The sequence below is a fragment of the Pseudomonas sp. Q2-TVG4-2 genome, assembly GCF_013620795.1.
Lineage (GTDB): Bacteria > Pseudomonadota > Gammaproteobacteria > Pseudomonadales > Pseudomonadaceae > Stutzerimonas.
Genome location: NZ_LGLW01000001.1, coordinates 108,638 through 126,631, shown reverse-complemented (window position 1 = coordinate 126,631; position 17,994 = coordinate 108,638). Strand labels below are relative to the sequence as shown.

Genomic DNA, 17,994 nt, shown 5'->3' with positions numbered 1-17,994 from the left:
GGCGCCAATCGGGCGCGGAACATGACCGTCATTCAGCATTTCGATAGAGGCCGGACCCGGCGTTTGCTTTCGCTAGACTCGTTGCAACACAACGGACAAGAAGGCAGCAAACGATGCAAAATCGCATGATGGTCACTGGCGCCGGTTCTGGTCTCGGTCGTGAGATCGCCCTGCGATGGGCGCGGGAGGGCTGGCAATTGGCGCTCTCGGATGTCAACGAGGCCGGTCTGGCCGAAACCCTGAAAATGGTTCGTGAGGCCGGCGGCGACGGCTTCACCCAGCGCTGCGACGTACGCGACTACAGTCAATTGACGGCGTTGGCACAGGCCTGCGAGACCAGGCTCGGAGGTATCGACGTGGTGGTCAATAACGCCGGTGTTGCGTCCGGTGGCTTCTTCGACGAGTTGTCGCTGGAAGACTGGGACTGGCAGATCGCGATCAACCTGATGGGCGTGGTCAAGGGGTGTAAGGCCTTCCTGCCGCTGGTGCAGAAAAGCCACGGCAAGATCATCAATATTGCCTCCATGGCGGCGCTGATGCAGGCCCCCGGCATGAGCAACTACAACGTGGCCAAGGCCGGCGTGGTCGCTTTGTCGGAGAGTCTGCTGGTCGAATTGAAGCAACAGGAAGTGAGCGTCCATGTGGTCTGCCCGTCATTCTTCCAGACCAACCTGATGGACTCGTATCGCGGGCCGACGCCGAACATGAAGGCGCAGATCAGCAAGTTACTGGAGGCATCGCCGATCACTGCTGCCGATATTGCCGATTACATCTATCGGCAGGTGGCCGAAGGCGTGTTCATGATCCTGCCGCATGAGGAAGGTCGCATGGCTTGGAAAATCAAGCAGCAGAATCCTCAGGCCATCTACGACGAGATGGGTGCGCTGGCGGAGAAGAAGCGCAATAAGAGCAGAACCTGACCAGTCGGTCCGTTTTACTTGCCGTGTCCTGGGGTCGGGAGTAGGGTTGCCGGTTCGACCCCAGACCGACCCATGGATTCACTGTGAAAAACCCATCCCGCTGGCTGCTCATGCTGGCTCTGGTGCTTGCCGCCATCAATCTTCGCCCCGGTATTACCTCCTTTGCTCCCCTGATCGAACGCATCGCCGCGGAGCTGAGCCTCAGCCGAAGCGTCATCAGCCTGACCACGGCCCTGCCGGTACTGCTCATGGGACTGCTGGCACCGTTGGCGCCACGCTTGGCTGTTCGTTTTGGCCTGGAGCGCACCATCAGCCTGTGTCTGGCCCTTATCGGTCTGGCGCTGGTGTTGCGTGTGTTCGCTGATAACGCGGGAATATTGATCGGCACGGCGGCCATGGTCGGTGCCGGAATTGCCGTTGCCGGGCCATTGCTGTCGGGCTTCATCAAGCGGTACTTCCTTGATCGCATGGGCAAGACAGCGGCCTTCTATTCACTGAGCATGGCCGTGGGTGGAACCATCGGCGTTGTGCTGACGGCGCCGGCGACGCAGCTACTGGATGAACGCTGGACCTTGGGCCTTGCGCTCTGGGCGATCCCGGCCATGCTGGCGTTGATTGTATGGTGGCGGTTACCCAACCAGCCGGAGGCAGCCGCCGAGCATCGGGCGGGATTGCCCTGGGGCGAGCCTCGCGCCTGGCTGGTCAGTATCTATTTCGCATTGCAGGCCGGGTTGTTCTACGCCTTGGCAACCTGGCTGGTGGCGCGTTACCGCGAGGCCGGCTTCAGCCTGCTGCAAAGCAATGCGTTCTTTAGCGGCTTCATGCTGATTGGTATGCCGAGCGCCTTCGTCATGCCCTGGCTAGCGCAGCGCTTCGGCAAACGGCATCTTCTGATGGCCGGCTGCGGGGTGCTGGCGACGGCCTGCCTGCTGATCATCGCCTGGCTTCCGCAGGTCCAGCCGCTGGTGGTCTGCATGTTCTTGGGCGTGGCGCTGAACGGCACGTTTTCCATGTCGTTGGTGCTACCCATGTACGAAGCAAGCACGCCGCTGGCGGTGAGCCGGCTGACCGCGATGATGCTCTGCACCGGCTATTGCCTGGCATGTTTCACGCCGGTCCTGACCGGGCTGGGGCGTGACATTGCCGGCGATTACCGGTGGCCGTTTCTGGTACTAGCGGGCATGTCAGCGGTGATGTCCGTGCTCGCCTTGCGCCTGGCGTCTCGTCGCGATGTAACCGCAGCGGTTGCGACCTGAAGATACGAGCACAGCGGGAAGGTGTGGCCTGCGTCACTCCTGAGCAGTGCAAGGCTTTTATGGCCGCAGCGGAGGCTGGAACGCAGGCTGGATTTGGTTGAACATGTTGGGCTTTGGTCTGGAGTTTCGCTGTGGAGCCGGAATCCATCGTCTATGGCAGTATCCGCGACTGGCCCTCGTCCGATGCCGAGCAATGTCGGTCGCGTCGCGCCGTCAATCGCCGTGCATTGGATAGCCTGCCGCGAGGCGAGGGTTGGCCCTTCATCGGGCGAGAGATGTTTTCCTGCTGTGCGGACGAGGGCCTGTATCAGACCCAGGTGATTCACTTCGGCGCCAGCTACCGCGCGGTGGAATATGAGTGGGCGCTGTGGGTGCGCAATTTCGAAGCGTTGCTCAACGAGCTCTACTGGACCAGCGCGGTGGTCCATCTGGAAACCGAGCTCAACGGTACGCACACCTTTCGCTGGGAAACCGACAGCGGCTCGCATAGTCCGCATCAGCGCGATCTGCGTATGCGCTGCGCCTGGGAGCGCGACGGTGGCGTGTTGGGCTGAGGTTCAGTCCTCCAGCCATTCCTTTGGCACGTCGCGCCTGAGCGCCAGCTGGCATTGCTGGTGTTCCGCATCGAAGACAATCACGGCCGTGCCCCTGCTTAGCGCGTGACGTACCCGCTCGACACGGGTTTCGAGCGGTGTTTCGTCACCGTTATCAGTGCCTTCGCGCGTAACGAAATCCTCGATGAGGCGGGTGAGGGTGTCCGGTTCGAGCTGGTCGTAGGGAATGAGCATGGATTCGAATCAGGTGAGAGGGTCGGGTTCGATGATCGAAGTGCATCGGATCTATCAGCGTTTCGTCGCGAAGAATAAGGCCCTTTGCGCAGCGCGGCGATACTCGGCGCTGACTCGGCATAAAGCGATTACACGCCCCGCGCGGTCAGACGGGCCACCGCCGTGGCTGCAGCGAAGCGTCAACAGGCCCCAGGAAACGATCCAGGCAAGCATACAGCTGCTCGCTATCCAATGGCTTGCCAATGAAGTCATCCATGCCGGAATCGCGGCCTTGCTGGCGATGATCTTCGAGGACGTGAGCGGTGAGGGCAATGATGGGGACTGGCGTGAGCCCCTGTTCGGTCTCGAGGCAGCGAATCTGCCGGCTCGCCTCGAAACCGTCCAATTCCGGCATCTCGCAATCCATCAGAATCAGCTGAACGGCAGCCGGGTTATCGCTGTAGGCCGTTACCGCCCGCCGGCCGTTCTCGGCGATTGTCACCTCGTATCCACGCTTGCGTAGCAGGCTCGAAACCACCATCTGACTGACAGGGTTGTCCTCGGCGATGAGAATACGTGACTGCGGCGCCGCCTCGTTGCGCTCGAGTACTGTCGTATCAGGCGGTCGGGTACCCGAGGGCTGGTAGAGCCGATGCAACGCTTCGCGCAGCGGGCCTAACAAGAGTGGCAAGGGCAGGTTGCTCAGCCGCAGCGTAGGCGCAAGAACCAGGTATTCGCTTTGCGGCGGGTAAAGCAGCATCACGCGCTGGTTCGGCTCGAGCTGGTTGCCTAGTGTGATCAGCCAGTCCTGTGGCTTTCCGGGCCAGGGTGCCATCATCACCACCAAAGGCGTGCAGGCGTGATCGTCGAGATAGCGTGGCAGGCGTTGCGGCTCTTCGCAGCGCACGACGCGCATGCCCCAGCGCATCAGCAGATTGCTCAGTGCATCGAGCGCATGGATGTCCTGAGAGGCGATCACCGCGGTACGGCCTTCGAGCAGCGCGGTAAGCGGATCATGGTTGCTGCCAGTGTCGTGCAGCGGAATGTCGAAGCTGAAGCGGCTACCCTGACCAGGCGCGCTCTGCACGTCGATCTGGCCGCCCATCATTTCCACCAGCTCCTTGCTGATCACCAGCCCAAGCCCGCTGCCGCCATAACGGCGGGTAGTGCTGGAGTCGCCTTGGGAGAAGGATACGAACAACTGTGCGAGCACTTCGGCGCGCATGCCGATACCGCTGTCGGTCACTGAGAAGACCAGTCTCCGGGCGTCTGACGGCCCCTGACCTACCACCTCGAGCATGACGCAGCCATTGTCGGTGAACTTCAGTGCGTTGCTGAGCAAGTTCAGCAAGACTTGCTTGAGCCGGGTCGGATCGCCTCGTACGCGTCGCGGTACGCCAGCTGCGAGACTCACATGCAGGCGCAGCTCCTTTTCCAATGCTTTGGCTGTGAACAGGCTGACGGCTTCGGAAACCAGCGCTTCGAGATCGAACTCGATATCTTCCAGAACCAGCTTGCCAGCGCCGATTCGCGCATAGTCGAGAATGTCATTGATCACCGACATCAGCGAGGCGCTCGAGCTGGAGATGGTATCGAGATAGAAGCGCTGGTTACGGTCCAACGAGGTTTCGCGCAGCAGCTGCAGCATGCCGAGCACACCATTGAGCGGGGTGCGGATCTCATGACTCATCTTCGCCAGGAAACGGCTCTTGGCCTGATTCTCGCTCTCGGCGCGCGCGGCGGCCTGGCGGGATTGGAAACCTTCTTCCTTGAGCAGATTGATCCGGTCGGCAAGTCCGATGGATAGCGTAATCAGCTCGAAGGCTATGCCGACCTTGACGATGGAGGCGCCGTATAGACCAAGCAGGTTGAAGCCCAGGGAGCCGGCGGTGACAATCACGAAAGTCACCAGCAGCACCCCCCACGCGAGGGTGTAATAAAGCCCATAGCGAACACCGCGGCGCCAGACAAACGCACCGGTTAACAACAGACCGATGGAGGAGGTAATCACCATGACACTCGCCAGCACGCTCCAGGTCTGTACATCGAGGACCAGCCCGGACAACAGCGCGCCAAACGAAATCAGGAACGCCACACGCAGGGCAAAATCGAGTCGCGGGAAGTGCTCGCGGGTATGGAGAAAGTGGCGACTGAACTGGATCGAAATCAGGCAGTGGCTGAGCATCAGTGCATAGATGCCCAAGGCGATTGCGCCGCCATCATCGGTCAGCCATTTGACCAGCAGACCGTCAAAGCTGAGCGCGAACAGCCCGACATTGACGTTGTAGATCAGGTACCAGAAATAGGCTGGTTCGCGGAGCGACAGAAACAGGAAGAGGTTGTAGCAGAACATGGCGAACAGCACGCCGTAGAACGCGCCAGCGAGCCCCATCGATTCTTCAGCCGCTGCGGCGCTCGCCCCGTAGCTGCTGAAGTAGAGGGGCATATACAGGGTGCTGGTGCTTTGCACGCGCAGCAGCAGAGTCGAGGTGCCGGGCTTCAGGTCGACCGGGAACCAGAAGTTACTGACTTTGACCGGGCGCGCGCTAAAGGGCTGGCTGTCGCCGGATCGCTGTTGGCTTATGCGGCCGTCCGGGTGACGCAAATACAGCTCGATGTCGTCGAGCAGCGGGTAGTTGATCTCGATGAAACCGCCGATGGGCGTGCTCAGCTGATTATCAAGATCGACGCGAAACCACCATATGTCGTTGTTCTTGCCTTTGTTGGCGTGCATGCCACTGACCGGTTCGAAGGTCTTTGTCGGCAGGCCGAACACCTCGGCAACATCTAGCTCTGCAGCAGGGTCGCGCAGGAAATAGGTCCAGCTACCAAGCGGCTCGCGAAAGTCCTCCGAGGCTATGGGTACGGAAGTAAAGGCCCAGACTTGAGCAGAGAGGCAATAGAGAAAAAGGACCAGGCAAAGACGCGGCAGCATGTAGGGACCCGGAATCGTGCAAAGTCGCAGGCGGTCAAGCGGAGCAGGCAGTCACGGACTGTGCGCGGTGTCAGTTAGGCGAGCGGCGAGCCCGTTTTGCTGGGCGCCTGGTCTGCCAGGCAGCCCATATATATCAGCGACTTGCGACTTTGCCCGGATCGAAGCCGCCTCGCAATCGGCAAATGCTTCAAGTAGGCGGCATATCATGAAACCTGACGCTCAATCGGACGAATCGTCAGGATGCCTGTCCAAGATCGAATCGACCGGCGGAACGCGGGTGTCATTTTCCATCTGGGCGTCATGTTCGAGTTGATGACTGAAGCTTTCCAGGGATCCCTGGCCGGTGTGCGCATCGCTGGCGAAGACAGGTGGGCTGAGCAGATAACGGCATAGAAGTCGGCTCATCGCCGCCAGGCTGTCGATGTGGGTCCGCTCATAGCCATGGGTCGCATCGCAGCCGAATGCGAGCAGGGCAGTGCGGATGTCGTGTCCGGCGGCGATCGCTGACTGGGCGTCGCTGTGGTAGTACCGAAACAGATCCCGACGGACCGGTATGTCGTGCTCGTTGGCCAGCTTGATCAGATGTCGCGACAAATGGAAATCGTAGGGGCCGCCGGAATCCTGCATCGCGACCGTGACGGCGTGCTCACTGGATTCCTGCCCCCTGGCGGTCGGCGCGATATCGATCCCAACGAACTCGCTCACATCCCAGGGCAGCGCGCCCGCTGCTCCGGAGCCGGTTTCTTCGGTGATGGTGAACAGCGGGTGGCAATCGATCGGCAGCTCCTGACCGCTTTCGACCAGCGCCTTGAGCGCCGTCAGCAGCGCGGCCACGCCGGCCTTGTCATCCAAGTGGCGGGCGCTGATATGGCCGCTATCGGTGAACTCCGGCATGGGGTCGAACGCAACGAAGTCGCCCACGTGGATGCCCAGCGCAACGGTATCGGCGCGGCAGGCGGTGTGGGCATCCAGACGCACTTCGACGTGATCCCAACTGATAGGCATTTCATCGACCGCCTTATTGAAGGCATGCCCCGAAGCGAGCAGCGGCAGCACGCTGCCGCGGACCACTCCCTGATCGGTAAAGACGCTGACTCGGCTGCCTTCGGCAAACCGGCTCGACCAACAGCCGACCGGTGATAAACCCAATCGGCCAGTGTCCTGGATTTCACGAACGCTCGCGCCGATGGTGTCCAGGTGCGCGGCGACGGCGCGATCGGGGCTGTCCTGGCGGCCTTTGAGGGTAGCGCGGATGGTGCCGCGGCGTGTCAGCTCGAAGGGAATACCCAGCTCCTTCAAGCGCTCGGCAACGTAACGCACGATGGTGTCGGTGAAGCCGGTGGGGCTAGGGATCGCCAATGTTTCCAGCAAGACGCGTTGCAGGTAGTTAAGGTCGGGTTCGGGAAGCTTTGCAGTCATGATCATTCCTTGGGGGCAAGTAATGGCTGCCGCCATGTGGTGAATGAATGCGAGCGATTGCCGCGATAAGAATGGCACCACGGACGGCAGCGAGGGGCCATTTCCGTGGGGTGCCTTTGTCTAATTTGTGTTGTGGCTCAGGGGGAATAGCAGGTCGATGAAGCGCTCTGCGGTTGGCTGCGGATGATGGTTTGCAAGGCCGACGCGCTCGTTGGCTTCGATGAAAACGTAATCCGGCTGATCGGCAGCTGGTACCAGCAGATCGAGCCCGACCACCGGAATGTCCAGCGCACGAGCGGCGCGAACGGCAGCATCAATCAACTCCGGATGCAGCTGGTCGGTGACGTCGTCCAGCGTACCGCCGGTATGCAGGTTCGCGGTGCGTCGGACAGGGAGATGCTGACCGCGTGGCAGGACAGTGTCGTAGTCGAACCCAGCGTCTTCGATGCAGCGCTGGGTTTCCCTGTCGATCGGAATACGGCTTTCTCCGCCTGTGGCGGCTTGGCGGCGACGGCTTTGGGCCTCGATCAGCTCGCGAATGCTATGGTTGCCATCGCCCACCACTTCGGCGGGTCGGCGGATGGCGGCCGCCACCACTTCGTAGCCGATCACCACGACGCGCAGGTCGAGCCCGGGATGGTAGCTCTCGAGCAGCACACGTTGATCGAACTGGCGTGCCTGGGCGATGGCTTCCTCCATATCCGCGGCGCTGCGCAGGTCTACCGACACGCCGTGGCCTTGTTCGCCGTCGACCGGCTTGACCACGACGCTGCCGTGTTCCTCAAGGAACGTCGCGTTACTCTCAGCCGAACGTGCCAGTTGCTGCGCGGGTAATTTCAGGCCTGCTTTGGCCAGGGTACGGTGGGTCAAGCACTTGTCTTGGCACAGTGTCATGCTCACAGCAGAGGTCAGATCCGACAGCGACTCGCGGCAGCGAACCCTACGGCCACCCTGGGTGAGCGTGAACAGTCCGGCCTCGGCATCGTCGATGCTGATCTCTATGCCGCGTCGACGGGCCTCATCAACGATGATTCTGGCATAGGGGTTCAGTTCGGCTTCGGGACCTGGGCCTAGAAACAGCGACTGATTGATCGTGTTCTTACGCTTGACGGTGAAGGTCTGCATCTCGCGGAAACCAAGCTTGGCGTAGAGTGCCTTGGCCTGCTTGTTATCGTGCAGCACCGACAGATCGAGGTAGTTCAAACCGCGGCCCATGTACTGCTCGATCAGATGGCGGACCAGCGCTTCGCCGACACCAGGGCGGGTGCAGCTCGGGGCGACCGCCAGGCACCAAAGGCTGGATCCGTTTTCTGGGTCGTTGAACGCCCGGTGATGATTGATGCCCATCACGCTGCCGATGACCTGCCCGGAGTCGTCGTCCTCTGCCAGCCAGTAGACCGGACCGCCGTTCTCGCGCGATGTGCACAGCTCCGGATTGACCGGCAGCATGCCGCGCGACTGATACAGGCAATTGATCGCCTTCCAGTCAGCTTCGCTTTGTGCCCGGCGAATACCGAAACCGCGAAAGCTGCGGCGTGCAGGACGGTAATCGGTGAACCAGATACGCATGGTATCGGAGGGGTCGAGGAACAACTGCTGCGGGGCGTACGCCAGCACTTGGTGCGGCGCGGCTACATAAAGCGCGATGTCACGTTCGCCCGCCTGCTCGTGAAGCAAGTCTGCGGCCAGGTCGGCCGGGTTGGAATAGGTGTGGCCAATCAGAATGCGGCCCCAGCCACAATGCAGCGTCACCGGACCCTGGGGTTCTTCCTGTCCGTCTTCGGCGAGACGGGCCTGCAGCCGCTCGTAGGTCGGTGTCTGGCCGCGCAACAATCGCTGTCCGTAAGCTTGAGACTTCTGCATGGTGTTTTCCTTGGGGCTTGTCCTGACGGCACGAAAACAAGCGGAGCACAGGGCGCCCACTAGGGTTCGGCGCCGTCACGATCGAGTGCTTATAGGCCTTGTTCGCTCAACCATAGGTTGACTGCTGCCAGTTGCCACAGTTTCGAACCACGCAGCGGCGTCAGCTGACCTTCCGGGTCACTGAACAACTTTTCGAGCATCGCTGGGTTGTATAGGCCTCGATCTTGGCTCGGGTCTGTCAGCAATTCACGCACCCAGTTCAGCGTATCGCCCTGCAAGTGCTTGAGTCCGGGCACCGGAAAATAGCCCTTCGGCCGGTCGATCACCGCCGCCGGAATCACCTTGCGCGCCGCTTCCTTGAGGACGTACTTGCCACCTTCGGGCAACTTGTACTTGGCAGGAATGCGCGCCGACAGCTCGGCCACGTTGTGGTCGAGGAACGGCACCCGAGCCTCAAGACCCCAGGCCATGGTCATGTTGTCGACGCGTTTGACCGGGTCATCCACCAGCATCACCGTGCTGTCGATGCGCAAGGCCTTGTCGACCGCCGCGTCGGCGCCCGGTTGAGCGAAGTGCTGCCGTACGAAGTCGCCGGAGAAATCGCTCTTTACCCATTGTTGCTGCATGGTTTCGGAATATTCCTCGTAGCTCCGGTCACGGAAGGCCGCGAGATAGGCTGCAGCTGGGTCCTGGGCGCCATCGACCTGCGGATACCAGTGATAGCCGGCGAACAGCTCATCGGCACCTTGGCCGCTCTGCACCACCTTGCAATGCTTGGAGACTTCGCGCGACAGCAAATAGAAGGCGATACAGTCATGGCTGACCATCGGCTCGCTCATGGCCTGGAAGGCCGCGGGCAACCGTTCGAGAATCTCCTTCTCCTGGATGCGCAGCTGATGATGGCGTGTCTGGTAGTGCTCGGCGATCAGGTCGGAATACTTGAATTCGTCTCCGCGCTCGCCACCGGCATCCTCGAAGCCGATGGAGAAGGTCAGCAGATTGTCCGCCGCGCCGGCCTCACGAAGCAGGCCGACCAGCAGACTGGAATCGACACCACCTGAAAGCAGTACGCCTACATCAACGGCCGCGCGCTGGCGCAGGGCGACGGATTCACGCAGCGTAGCCAGGGTGCGCTCTTGCCAATCTTCGAAGCTGTATCGCTGCTCTTCTTCCGTGGCGCCGAATTCGAGTTGCCACCACCGGTGCTGACTGGATTTGCCCGTGGCGTCGACGCGCATAAAGGTGCCTGGCGGCAGCTTGTCGATGCCGGCGATCAGTGTGTCTGGCGCCGGCACCACCGCGTGGAAGCTCATGTAGTGGTTCAAGGCCACGGGATTCAGTACACCGGCGATGTCGCCGCCCTTGAGCAGCGCCGGCAGCGCGGAGGCGAAACGCAGACGGTCGCCGGTTTTCGACAGGTACAACGGCTTGATGCCAAGACGATCGCGGGCGATGAACAGCTCCTGCGTATCGCGCTGCCAGATGGCGAAGGCAAACATGCCATTGAGCCGCGGCAGCAAGGCCTCGCCCCAGGCGTGAAAGCCCTTGAGCAGCACTTCGGTATCGCCCCCGGAAAAGAAGCTATAGCCCAGTGCCTCGAGCTCGGCGCGCAATTCCGGGTAGTTGTAGATCGCACCGTTGAAGACCATCGACAAACCCAGCGCGGAGTCGATCATCGGCTGGCCCGAGGCCTCGCAGAGATCCATGATTTTCAGGCGACGGTGGCCGAGGGCAAGAGGGCCCTGGCTGTTGAAGCCACACGCGTCGGGTCCACGGGAAGCGAGGTGTTGGGTGATGCGTTCAACGGCGGCCAGATCGGCCGGTTGATTATCGAAGCGAAGTTCGCCAGCTATGCCACACATAAGATCCTTACCGGTTCTGCCGTTGGGGAGTGTGACTGACGTGCGGATCGCGAAGTTCAGGTTTTCAGACCAGCGTGCACGGCTCTGGACCGCTGCTTGCGTGGCTTGCATGGCGTTGCCAGCGCCGCCTGAATGGCATCCGTTCGAGTCAGTCGGGTTTTACAGAAAAACAAACAAATGCTTTCATGTCAAACCGTAAGGTCAGCATAAATTAGAGCTTATGAGCGGAAAAACACTTCTGGATCAAACTACTGGTAGGGCCGGAATGGCGGCGCTTGAGCTGTCGTTGTTTCAGGCCTTTCGAAGGCTACAACAGGACGCCGAAGTCCACGCCAAGCGGCTGGCCCGTTATGGAGGCCTGAGCCCGGTACAGCTGATGATTCTGCAGATGCTGGCCAACGAGGGTCCGCTCACCGCCAGTGCGTTGAGCAAGCGGGTCAGCCTGACCGCCGCCACCTTGTCCGGACAGCTCGACCGACTCGCCGAACGTGGCCTGTTGTTGCGTCAGCGCGACGATCAGGACCGGCGACGGCAATGGTTGCTGTTGACGCCGGAGGGTGGGGCGCTGCAACAACAGGCGCCCTCGCTATTGCCACCGGAATTCGCCAAGCGATTCGCAGCGTTGCCTGAATGGGAGCAGCACGGCATCGCTGCGGCGCTGCTGCGCGCCGCTTCGATATGTGGCCCGATGGACTAGCAGGCCGTGGCTCGCCTGGCTGTCAATCAGGTGCCTAGACGCGAAACCCTTCAACGATATGCTCGGCCAATGTTTCGCTGACCTGCGACTGGTTGCGATCATTGCGCAGCAGCACGATGCTGCTGGTCGGCAACTCCGGAAAACCTTCGGCCGAACCCAGCTGGCGCATGTCTGGCGGCAGCAGGCTCTGCATCTGCGCGGTCACGGCCAGGCCGGCACCGACGATGGCCATCAACGCCGACAGACTCGGGCTGGTGTAGGCGATCCGGAACGGAATGCCCAGGCTGTCCAGTGCATTGCAGGCCCAGGCTCGGCAGAAACACTCACTGTTGAACACCGCCAGCGGTATCGGCCGTTGCTCGTGGGCGTTGAAGCCGGCTGCCTCGGCCCAGACCACCCGTTCGCGTCGCAGCAGCTGACCGATCTCGGCACCCGGCGCGCGGGTGACGATCGACAGATCCAGATCGCGGCGCTGCAGGAGCTGGAAAGAGGGCTCGCAGTGCACTTCCACCTGTACCAGTGGGTAGGCCTGGGCGAAACGCGAAAGGATGCCCGGAAGAAAGCGCATCACGTAATCGTCCGGCGTCCCGATGCGCACCGACCCGACCATATGCGGCTCGCGGAAGGTGGTCATCACTTCGCCGTGCAGCTTGAGGATCCGCCGGGCGTAGCCGAGCAGGACCTGACCCTCCGCTGTCAGCCGGACTTGGCGGCCATCGCGCTCGAACAGGGGGCGTTGCAGTACATCCTCTTCGAGCCTTTTCATCTGCATGCTGATGGCCGACTGAGTGCGGTTGACCGCATCGGCCGCCCGGGTGAAACCGCCGTGATCGGCAATGGCAACGAAACTGCGCAGCAGCTCCGCATCGATACTGGGATAGTTGGCCATTCATCAATCTCCGAGATGGATACCATCAGCAACATTCGTTGGATTGATCATAAGCCTCGCCGGACACTGATGCCATCCCACCCGGAGGTGCATCATGAAAAGCCATGTTGAGTTTCTGAAGACCGGCCATCCGCTTGCCAATCGCAGCACGTTGCTTACCACGCTGTTGCGGAAGTCCTGGCAGCAAGCAAGCCGCTGGCACACGCTGTACCGGCAGCGGCAGCAACTCGCCGCATTGAGCGACGAGATGCTCAAGGACCTCGGGCTGAGCCGCGCCGATATCGAAACCGAAGCCAACCGTCCCTTCTGGGACGAACCGTATCGCCGGGCCTGAGCCGCTTGAGTGTCGGGTCGCTGTGATTGCCTGGAGGCCTGCCGAGCGTGCGTCAGCTCAAGCCGAATCAGCCCGTTCGTCGAATGAGTTTACGCAGCAGGAATCGATTCGGGTGACAGGCCTCGGCTATGGTGCGTGGCACGGGCAGCGGCTCGCCATTGAGCCAGGCGGCCAGCAGTTCGCCGGACAGTGGAGTGGTAATCAGGCCGCGCGAGCCATGAGCGGTGTTGACGTACAGCCCATCCAGCCAGGGGCAAGGCGTGTCCGGCACTTGCCGGGCATCCTTGCTCAGTACCGCATAGGCGTCGGCGAATGCTGCGGGATCGGCGAGCGGACCGACGATCGGTAGATAGTCCGGGCTGGTGCAGCGGAAGGCCACGCGACCGTGCAGATCAGCCACCTCGTGGGTGTCGACCTGTAGTCGTTGAAACAGGTCGGTCGAAATCTCCTTGAGCATATCCAGATTGGCATGATGTTCCGCGTCGCTCGGGGCCGGATCGGTCTCGGCGAAATTGAAGCTCGCGCCCAACGTATGCAGGCCCTCGCGTGGCGGGGCGACATATCCCTTGGCACAAAGCACGGTGCGCAATGCAGCGCTTCGTTCGGTTGCCGGCAATGAGGTGATCTGGCCGCGGATGCGCTTGAGCGGCAGCCAGGCGCTCTGGCTGAATCGCGCGGCATCGGCCGCGCCGGCCAGGATTACCACGGGCGCTTCGGCCAGTACCTCATCGCCATCCAATGCCTGCCAGTGCTCGCCATGGCGGCGCAGCTCGACGGGCTGCCGATGTCGGATCAGTTCGATTGAAGGGTGCGCGATCAGCCACTGGCACAGCGTCGGCGGGTGTGCCCATCCTGCGTCGGGGTAGAACAGACCGCCATGATCCAGTGCCACGCCGGCTAGCTGCTGGGCCTCCGGGCGTTCAACGGCGCGCAACAGATCGGGTGGGAAGGCGTCGGTGAGCGCGGCCTGTCGAGCGGCTTCCTTATCATCGAAGGCGATCTGCAACACGCCGCAGACGTCCCAGTCATGTCCCTGCTGTAGGTTGCGCAACAGCCGGCGCGTGTAGCCGAACCCACTGACCACCAGCTGCGAGAGCGCCGTGCCGTGTGCCGACAGCTTCAGATAGAGCACGCCCTGGGGATTTCCGGAAGCCTCCTGCGCGATATCGCCATGCCGCTCCAGCAGCGTCACGTGCCAGCCACGGGCCGCCAGACTGGCCGCACTGGCGCAACCGGCCAATCCGGCGCCGATCACCAACGCCTTGCGCTGCGCCGGCTTGCTCACTGGCCGGGCGTACCAGGGTGTATCGGCTGGCGCGGCCACACCGAGAAAGTGCCCCTGCGAACTCTCCCATTTCTGCCCGAAGCCGGGAATTCGCTTGATCTCGAAACCCGCCTCCTTCAGTGCGCGGCGGACGCTGCCTGCGCTGGTGAAGGTGGCCAGCGTCGCGCCCGCTGCGGAGAGGCGTGCGAGTTGCTCAAATAGCGCCGGCTGCCACATGTCCGGATTCTTTGCCGGGGCGAAGCCATCCAGAAACCAGGCGTCGACCTGGGCATCCAAATCGCTCAGACAGTCGAGCGCGTCGCCCACCAGCAGCGTCAATACCACGCGGCCGAAGCGAAACTGCTGAAAGCCCGGATTGATCGCCACGTACTGATCCAGCAGCTGGCATGCCTGAGTTCGCAGTTCGGGCCACAGCGCCAAAGCGCGTTGCAGATCATCAGCCGTGAGCGGATGCTTTTCGACACTGACGAAATGCAGGGCCGCCCCTGCGAGCGCGGTACGCTCGAACAGCGCCCAGGCGCAGAGAAAGTTCAATCCGGTGCCGAAGCCCGTTTCACCGATTACTAGCCGCTCTCCGGCCTGCAGCGCAGAGAAACGCTCGGCGAGTCGGTTCGGTTGCAGGAACACATGGGTAGTTTCCGCCATGCCGGAAATGCGTGAAAAATACACGTCACCATAGAGGCTGGATTGCGGTTGGCCGCACTCATCCCAACTGAGCTCTGCATGTTGGAAACCGGAGGTGACGTGAACGGGCATTGTGCGCTTCCTGGGACGAAGAGTACGAAAGGGATGCGATTCTAGCAGCGCCCGGGAAACCTGCTGCGGGCGCGCTTTGTCGCATCGATATGCGCTTGGTGTATCGCGCTCCGCATGGCCGCGATCACGATACGTCGAGCGGCATGGGTGTGGTGGCGTTCCAGGGGCTACCACCGCCGTTCTTTAATGGAGAGCACGATGTTCGAATCTGCGGAAATCGGCCACACCATCGACAAGGAAACCTACAACCTCGAGGTTCCTATCCTGCGCGAAGCACTGTTGGATGCACAGTACCGACTGCGAGAGCAGGCGCGGTTTCCAGTGCTGATCCTGATCAACGGGGTCGAGGGCGCGGGCAAGGGCGAGACGATCAAGCTGCTCAGCGAATGGATGGACCCGCGGTTGATCCGCGTCGACAGTTTCGATGTGCCGACCGACGAGGAACTCGCGCATCCGCCTGCCTGGCGTTACTGGCGGCGCCTGCCACCCAAGGGGCAGACCGGCATCTTCTTCGGTAACTGGTACAGCAAGATGCTCGAGGACCGTGTCCACGGACGTATCAAGAGTTCCGAACTGGAGCTGGCTATCGACCGCGCCCAGCGCATGGAACGGATGCTCTGCAAGGAAGGCATACTGATCTTCAAGTTCTGGTTTCATCTGTCCAAGAAACAGATGATGAAGCGCCTGGATTCGCTGAAGGACGATCCCTTGCACAGCTGGCGGATCAGCCCGCTGGATTGGCAGCAATCGAAGACTTATGACCGTTTCGTGAAGCACGGTGGGCTCATCCTGCGCCGCAGCAGCCGGGACTTTGCGCCCTGGTACGTCATTGAGGGGAGCGATGAGCGCTATCGCAGCCTGACCGCAGGGCGGCTGCTGCTTGAAGGGCTAAATGCCGCGCTTGATGCGGTCGATCGGCCATCCACGCAGCCGCATGCGGCGCCGGTCGACCTGAACACCGATCACCTGAGCCTGCTTGGCAGTCTCGATCTCGATCAGAAACTCGACAAGGGCGCATACAAGGATTTGCTGGTTCAGGAGCAGGCACGCCTGTCCCAGTTGCTGCGTGATCGGCGCCTGCGCAAGCGCGGTGTGCTGGCGTTGTTCGAAGGCCACGATGCGGCGGGCAAGGGTAGCGCCATCCGCCGTGTTACGGGTGCATTGGATCCTCGCCTGTATCGCACGGTGCAGATCGCCGCGCCGAGCGAGGATGAGCGTGCTCAACCCTGGCTGTGGCGCTTCTGGCGCAACGTGCCGGCGCGCGGCGACTTCGCCATCTTCGATCGGTCCTGGTACGGCCGGGTGCTGGTTGAGCGGGTCGAAGGCTTCTGCACGCCGGATGAATGGCTACGCGCCTACAGCGAGATCAACGACTTTGAAGAGCAATTGGTGGATGCCGGTGTGGTAGTGATCAAGTTCTGGCTGTCTATCGACAAGGAAACACAGCTGGAGCGTTTCAAGGAACGTGAAGACACCCCGCACAAACGCTTCAAGATCACCGAAGAAGACTGGCGAAACCGCGACAAATGGGACGATTACGGCCATGCGGTGGCGGACATGGTCGACCGCACCAGTACCGAGATCGCGCCCTGGACCCTGGTGGAGGCCAACGACAAGCGTTTCGCCCGGATCAAGGTGCTGCGTACCCTCAACGACGCGCTGGAAGCGGCTATCCAGTGAGCATGTTGAGCGAAAGGGGGGAAGATGGTCGACCATATCCCCGCTGAATGGTCGTCGCCTTTGGCGAAGGGCTGGAACTATGCTCGGGCAACCGTCAACAATCAGGTCGCTGCCATCGTGGCCTGTCCAACAACTCGAGGTATGCCATGCGTGAAGTAGTGATCGTCGACAGCGTACGGACCGGCCTGGCCAAGTCCTTCCGCGGCAAATTCAACATGACCCGCCCCGATGACATGGCGGCGCACTGCGTCAACGCCCTGCTGTCACGCAACAACCTGGACCCCAAATTGGTCGAGGATTGCATTGTCGGTGCCGGCTCGAACGAAGGCGCGCAGGGCTACAACATCGGTCGCAACGTGGCGGTGCTGTCGAACCTCGGTATTCAGTGCGCGGGCATGACGCTCAACCGCTTCTGCTCGTCGGGCCTTCAATCAATCGCCATCGCCGCCAACCAGATCGCATCGGGCTGCAGCGATATCATCGTTGCCGGTGGGGTCGAATCCATCACCATGACGGCCAAGAGCAAGAATACCGATGACCTGTACAACCCAATCCTGCGGGAGCGCGTGCCGGGCCTTTATCACAGCATGGGCCAGACAGCCGAGATGGTCGCGCGTCGTTACAACGTGACCCGTGAGAAGCAGGACATTTATTCACTGCAAAGCCAGCAGCGCACTGCGCGTGCCCAGGCTGAAGGGCTGTTCCAGGACGAGATCGTGCCGATGAACGTCCGTTATTTCACCGAGGACAAGAACACCGGCGAGCGCACCGAGCATGAAGGTGTGGTCGATCGTGACGATTGCAACCGCCCGGACACCACGCTGGAGAGCCTCTCGGGCCTCAAGCCGGTATTCGCCGAAGACGGTTCGGTTACCGCCGGAAACGCCTCGCAGCTCTCCGACGGTGCCTCGATGACACTGGTGATGAGCCTGGACAAGGCCTTGGAGCTGGGGCTCCAGCCACGCGCCTTTTTCCGCGGTTTCACCGTGGCTGGCTGCGAGCCAGAAGAAATGGGTATCGGCCCGGTCTTCTCGGTGCCGCGTCTGCTCAAGTCCAAGGGACTGCAGGTCAGCGACATCGACCTGTGGGAGCTCAACGAAGCCTTCGCTTCGCAGTGCCTGTATTGCCGCGACACGCTGGAGATCGACAACGAGAAATTCAACGTCAACGGTGGCTCGATCTCCATTGGTCACCCGTTCGGCATGACCGGCTCGCGTACCGCGGGCCACCTCATCCGCGAGCTGCAACGCCGCAACCTGCGTTATGGGGTCGTAACCATGTGCGTCGGTGGCGGGATGGGAGCTTCGGGGCTGTTCGAGGCGGTGCGCTGA

At 61.5% G+C, this 17,994-nt stretch carries 14 protein-coding genes; 7 read left to right on the top strand and 7 right to left on the bottom strand.

The window, feature by feature from the left end; genetic code table 11:
• Positions 1–113: 113 nt before the first annotated feature.
• The 3 genes from H3028_RS00560 (at position 114) to H3028_RS00550 (ending at position 2,730) form a co-directional block, all read left to right on the top strand.
• Positions 114–920: an SDR family oxidoreductase gene (locus H3028_RS00560; RefSeq protein WP_181295140.1), complete on the top strand. Its 807-nt coding sequence runs from the start codon at positions 114–116 to the stop codon at positions 918–920.
• A 110-nt stretch (positions 921–1,030) separates the two neighbouring features.
• Entirely contained in the window at positions 1,031–2,176 is a 1,146-nt protein-coding gene (locus H3028_RS00555) for a CynX/NimT family MFS transporter (RefSeq protein WP_181295941.1), read from the top strand.
• 131 nt (positions 2,177–2,307) lie between these two features.
• Positions 2,308–2,730 carry a hypothetical protein gene (locus H3028_RS00550; RefSeq protein WP_181295139.1) on the top strand — a complete coding sequence of 141 codons (423 nt, stop codon included), beginning with the start codon at positions 2,308–2,310 and terminating at the stop codon, positions 2,728–2,730.
• A 3-nt stretch (positions 2,731–2,733) separates the two neighbouring features.
• Here H3028_RS00550 and H3028_RS00545 read toward each other — a convergent pair whose 3' ends face one another.
• The 5 genes from H3028_RS00545 to H3028_RS00525 form a co-directional block, all read right to left on the bottom strand.
• Positions 2,734–2,964, bottom strand: coding sequence for a YheU family protein (locus H3028_RS00545; protein WP_181295138.1), 231 nt, complete (start codon positions 2,962–2,964; stop codon positions 2,734–2,736).
• Positions 2,965–3,109: 145 nt separating this feature from the next.
• Complete coding sequence (locus H3028_RS00540; protein ID WP_181295137.1) at positions 3,110–5,878, bottom strand: hybrid sensor histidine kinase/response regulator; 2,769 nt, start codon at positions 5,876–5,878, stop codon at positions 3,110–3,112.
• Positions 5,879–6,097: 219 nt separating this feature from the next.
• On the bottom strand, positions 6,098–7,297 hold the full coding sequence (locus H3028_RS00535; protein WP_181295136.1) for an osmoprotectant NAGGN system M42 family peptidase: 1,200 nt from the start codon (positions 7,295–7,297) through the stop codon (positions 6,098–6,100).
• A gap of 120 nt (positions 7,298–7,417) precedes the next feature.
• Positions 7,418–9,160 carry an N-acetylglutaminylglutamine synthetase gene (ngg, locus tag H3028_RS00530; protein ID WP_181295135.1) on the bottom strand — a complete coding sequence of 581 codons (1,743 nt, stop codon included), beginning with the start codon at positions 9,158–9,160 and terminating at the stop codon, positions 7,418–7,420.
• Between the two features lie 89 nt (positions 9,161–9,249).
• A complete protein-coding gene (locus H3028_RS00525) occupies positions 9,250–11,022 on the bottom strand; it encodes an N-acetylglutaminylglutamine amidotransferase (RefSeq protein ID WP_181295940.1) in 1,773 nt (590 codons plus the stop codon).
• Positions 11,023–11,287: 265 nt separating this feature from the next.
• On the opposite strand from H3028_RS00525, the gene H3028_RS00520 reads away from it, so the two are divergent.
• Positions 11,288–11,719 carry a MarR family winged helix-turn-helix transcriptional regulator gene (locus tag H3028_RS00520; protein WP_375154384.1) on the top strand — a complete coding sequence of 144 codons (432 nt, stop codon included), beginning with the start codon at positions 11,288–11,290 and terminating at the stop codon, positions 11,717–11,719.
• Between the two features lie 34 nt (positions 11,720–11,753).
• Here H3028_RS00520 and H3028_RS00515 read toward each other — a convergent pair whose 3' ends face one another.
• Complete coding sequence (locus tag H3028_RS00515; protein ID WP_181295133.1) at positions 11,754–12,608, bottom strand: LysR substrate-binding domain-containing protein; 855 nt, start codon at positions 12,606–12,608, stop codon at positions 11,754–11,756.
• A 94-nt stretch (positions 12,609–12,702) separates the two neighbouring features.
• Here H3028_RS00515 and H3028_RS00510 point away from each other — a divergent pair, with 94 nt between their 5' ends.
• Positions 12,703–12,942, top strand: a complete 240-nt coding sequence (locus tag H3028_RS00510) for a DUF1127 domain-containing protein (protein ID WP_181295132.1) — start codon at positions 12,703–12,705, stop codon at positions 12,940–12,942.
• Between the two features lie 67 nt (positions 12,943–13,009).
• Here H3028_RS00510 and mnmC read toward each other — a convergent pair whose 3' ends face one another.
• Positions 13,010–14,983 (bottom strand): bifunctional tRNA (5-methylaminomethyl-2-thiouridine)(34)-methyltransferase MnmD/FAD-dependent 5-carboxymethylaminomethyl-2-thiouridine(34) oxidoreductase MnmC, encoded by a 1,974-nt coding sequence (gene mnmC / locus H3028_RS00505; protein ID WP_181295131.1) that lies wholly within the window; start codon positions 14,981–14,983, stop codon positions 13,010–13,012.
• Between the two features lie 198 nt (positions 14,984–15,181).
• On the opposite strand from mnmC, the gene pap reads away from it, so the two are divergent.
• On the top strand, positions 15,182–16,663 hold the full coding sequence (gene pap / locus H3028_RS00500; protein ID WP_181295130.1) for a polyphosphate:AMP phosphotransferase: 1,482 nt from the start codon (positions 15,182–15,184) through the stop codon (positions 16,661–16,663).
• Between the two features lie 146 nt (positions 16,664–16,809).
• Complete coding sequence (locus H3028_RS00495) at positions 16,810–17,994, top strand: thiolase family protein (RefSeq protein WP_181295129.1); 1,185 nt, start codon at positions 16,810–16,812, stop codon at positions 17,992–17,994.

What these genes read in the sequence shown, in the direction of transcription:
- H3028_RS00560 (WP_181295140.1), top strand. Translation starts at nt 114, where the DNA reads ATGCAAAATCGCATGATGGTCACTGGCGCCGGTTCTGGTCTCGGTCGT.
- H3028_RS00555 (WP_181295941.1), top strand. Translation starts at nt 1,031, where the DNA reads ATGCTGGCTCTGGTGCTTGCCGCCATCAATCTTCGCCCCGGTATTACC.
- H3028_RS00545 (WP_181295138.1), bottom strand. Translation starts at nt 2,964, where the DNA reads ATGCTCATTCCCTACGACCAGCTCGAACCGGACACCCTCACCCGCCTC.
- H3028_RS00540 (WP_181295137.1), bottom strand. Translation starts at nt 5,878, where the DNA reads ATGCTGCCGCGTCTTTGCCTGGTCCTTTTTCTCTATTGCCTCTCTGCT.
- H3028_RS00535 (WP_181295136.1), bottom strand. Translation starts at nt 7,297, where the DNA reads ATGACTGCAAAGCTTCCCGAACCCGACCTTAACTACCTGCAACGCGTC.
- ngg (WP_181295135.1), bottom strand. Translation starts at nt 9,160, where the DNA reads ATGCAGAAGTCTCAAGCTTACGGACAGCGATTGTTGCGCGGCCAGACA.
- H3028_RS00525 (WP_181295940.1), bottom strand. Translation starts at nt 11,022, where the DNA reads ATGTGTGGCATAGCTGGCGAACTTCGCTTCGATAATCAACCGGCCGAT.
- H3028_RS00520 (WP_375154384.1), top strand. Translation starts at nt 11,288, where the DNA reads ATGGCGGCGCTTGAGCTGTCGTTGTTTCAGGCCTTTCGAAGGCTACAA.
- H3028_RS00515 (WP_181295133.1), bottom strand. Translation starts at nt 12,608, where the DNA reads ATGGCCAACTATCCCAGTATCGATGCGGAGCTGCTGCGCAGTTTCGTT.
- H3028_RS00510 (WP_181295132.1), top strand. Translation starts at nt 12,703, where the DNA reads ATGAAAAGCCATGTTGAGTTTCTGAAGACCGGCCATCCGCTTGCCAAT.
- mnmC (WP_181295131.1), bottom strand. Translation starts at nt 14,983, where the DNA reads ATGCCCGTTCACGTCACCTCCGGTTTCCAACATGCAGAGCTCAGTTGG.
- pap (WP_181295130.1), top strand. Translation starts at nt 15,182, where the DNA reads ATGTTCGAATCTGCGGAAATCGGCCACACCATCGACAAGGAAACCTAC.
- H3028_RS00495 (WP_181295129.1), top strand. Translation starts at nt 16,810, where the DNA reads ATGCGTGAAGTAGTGATCGTCGACAGCGTACGGACCGGCCTGGCCAAG.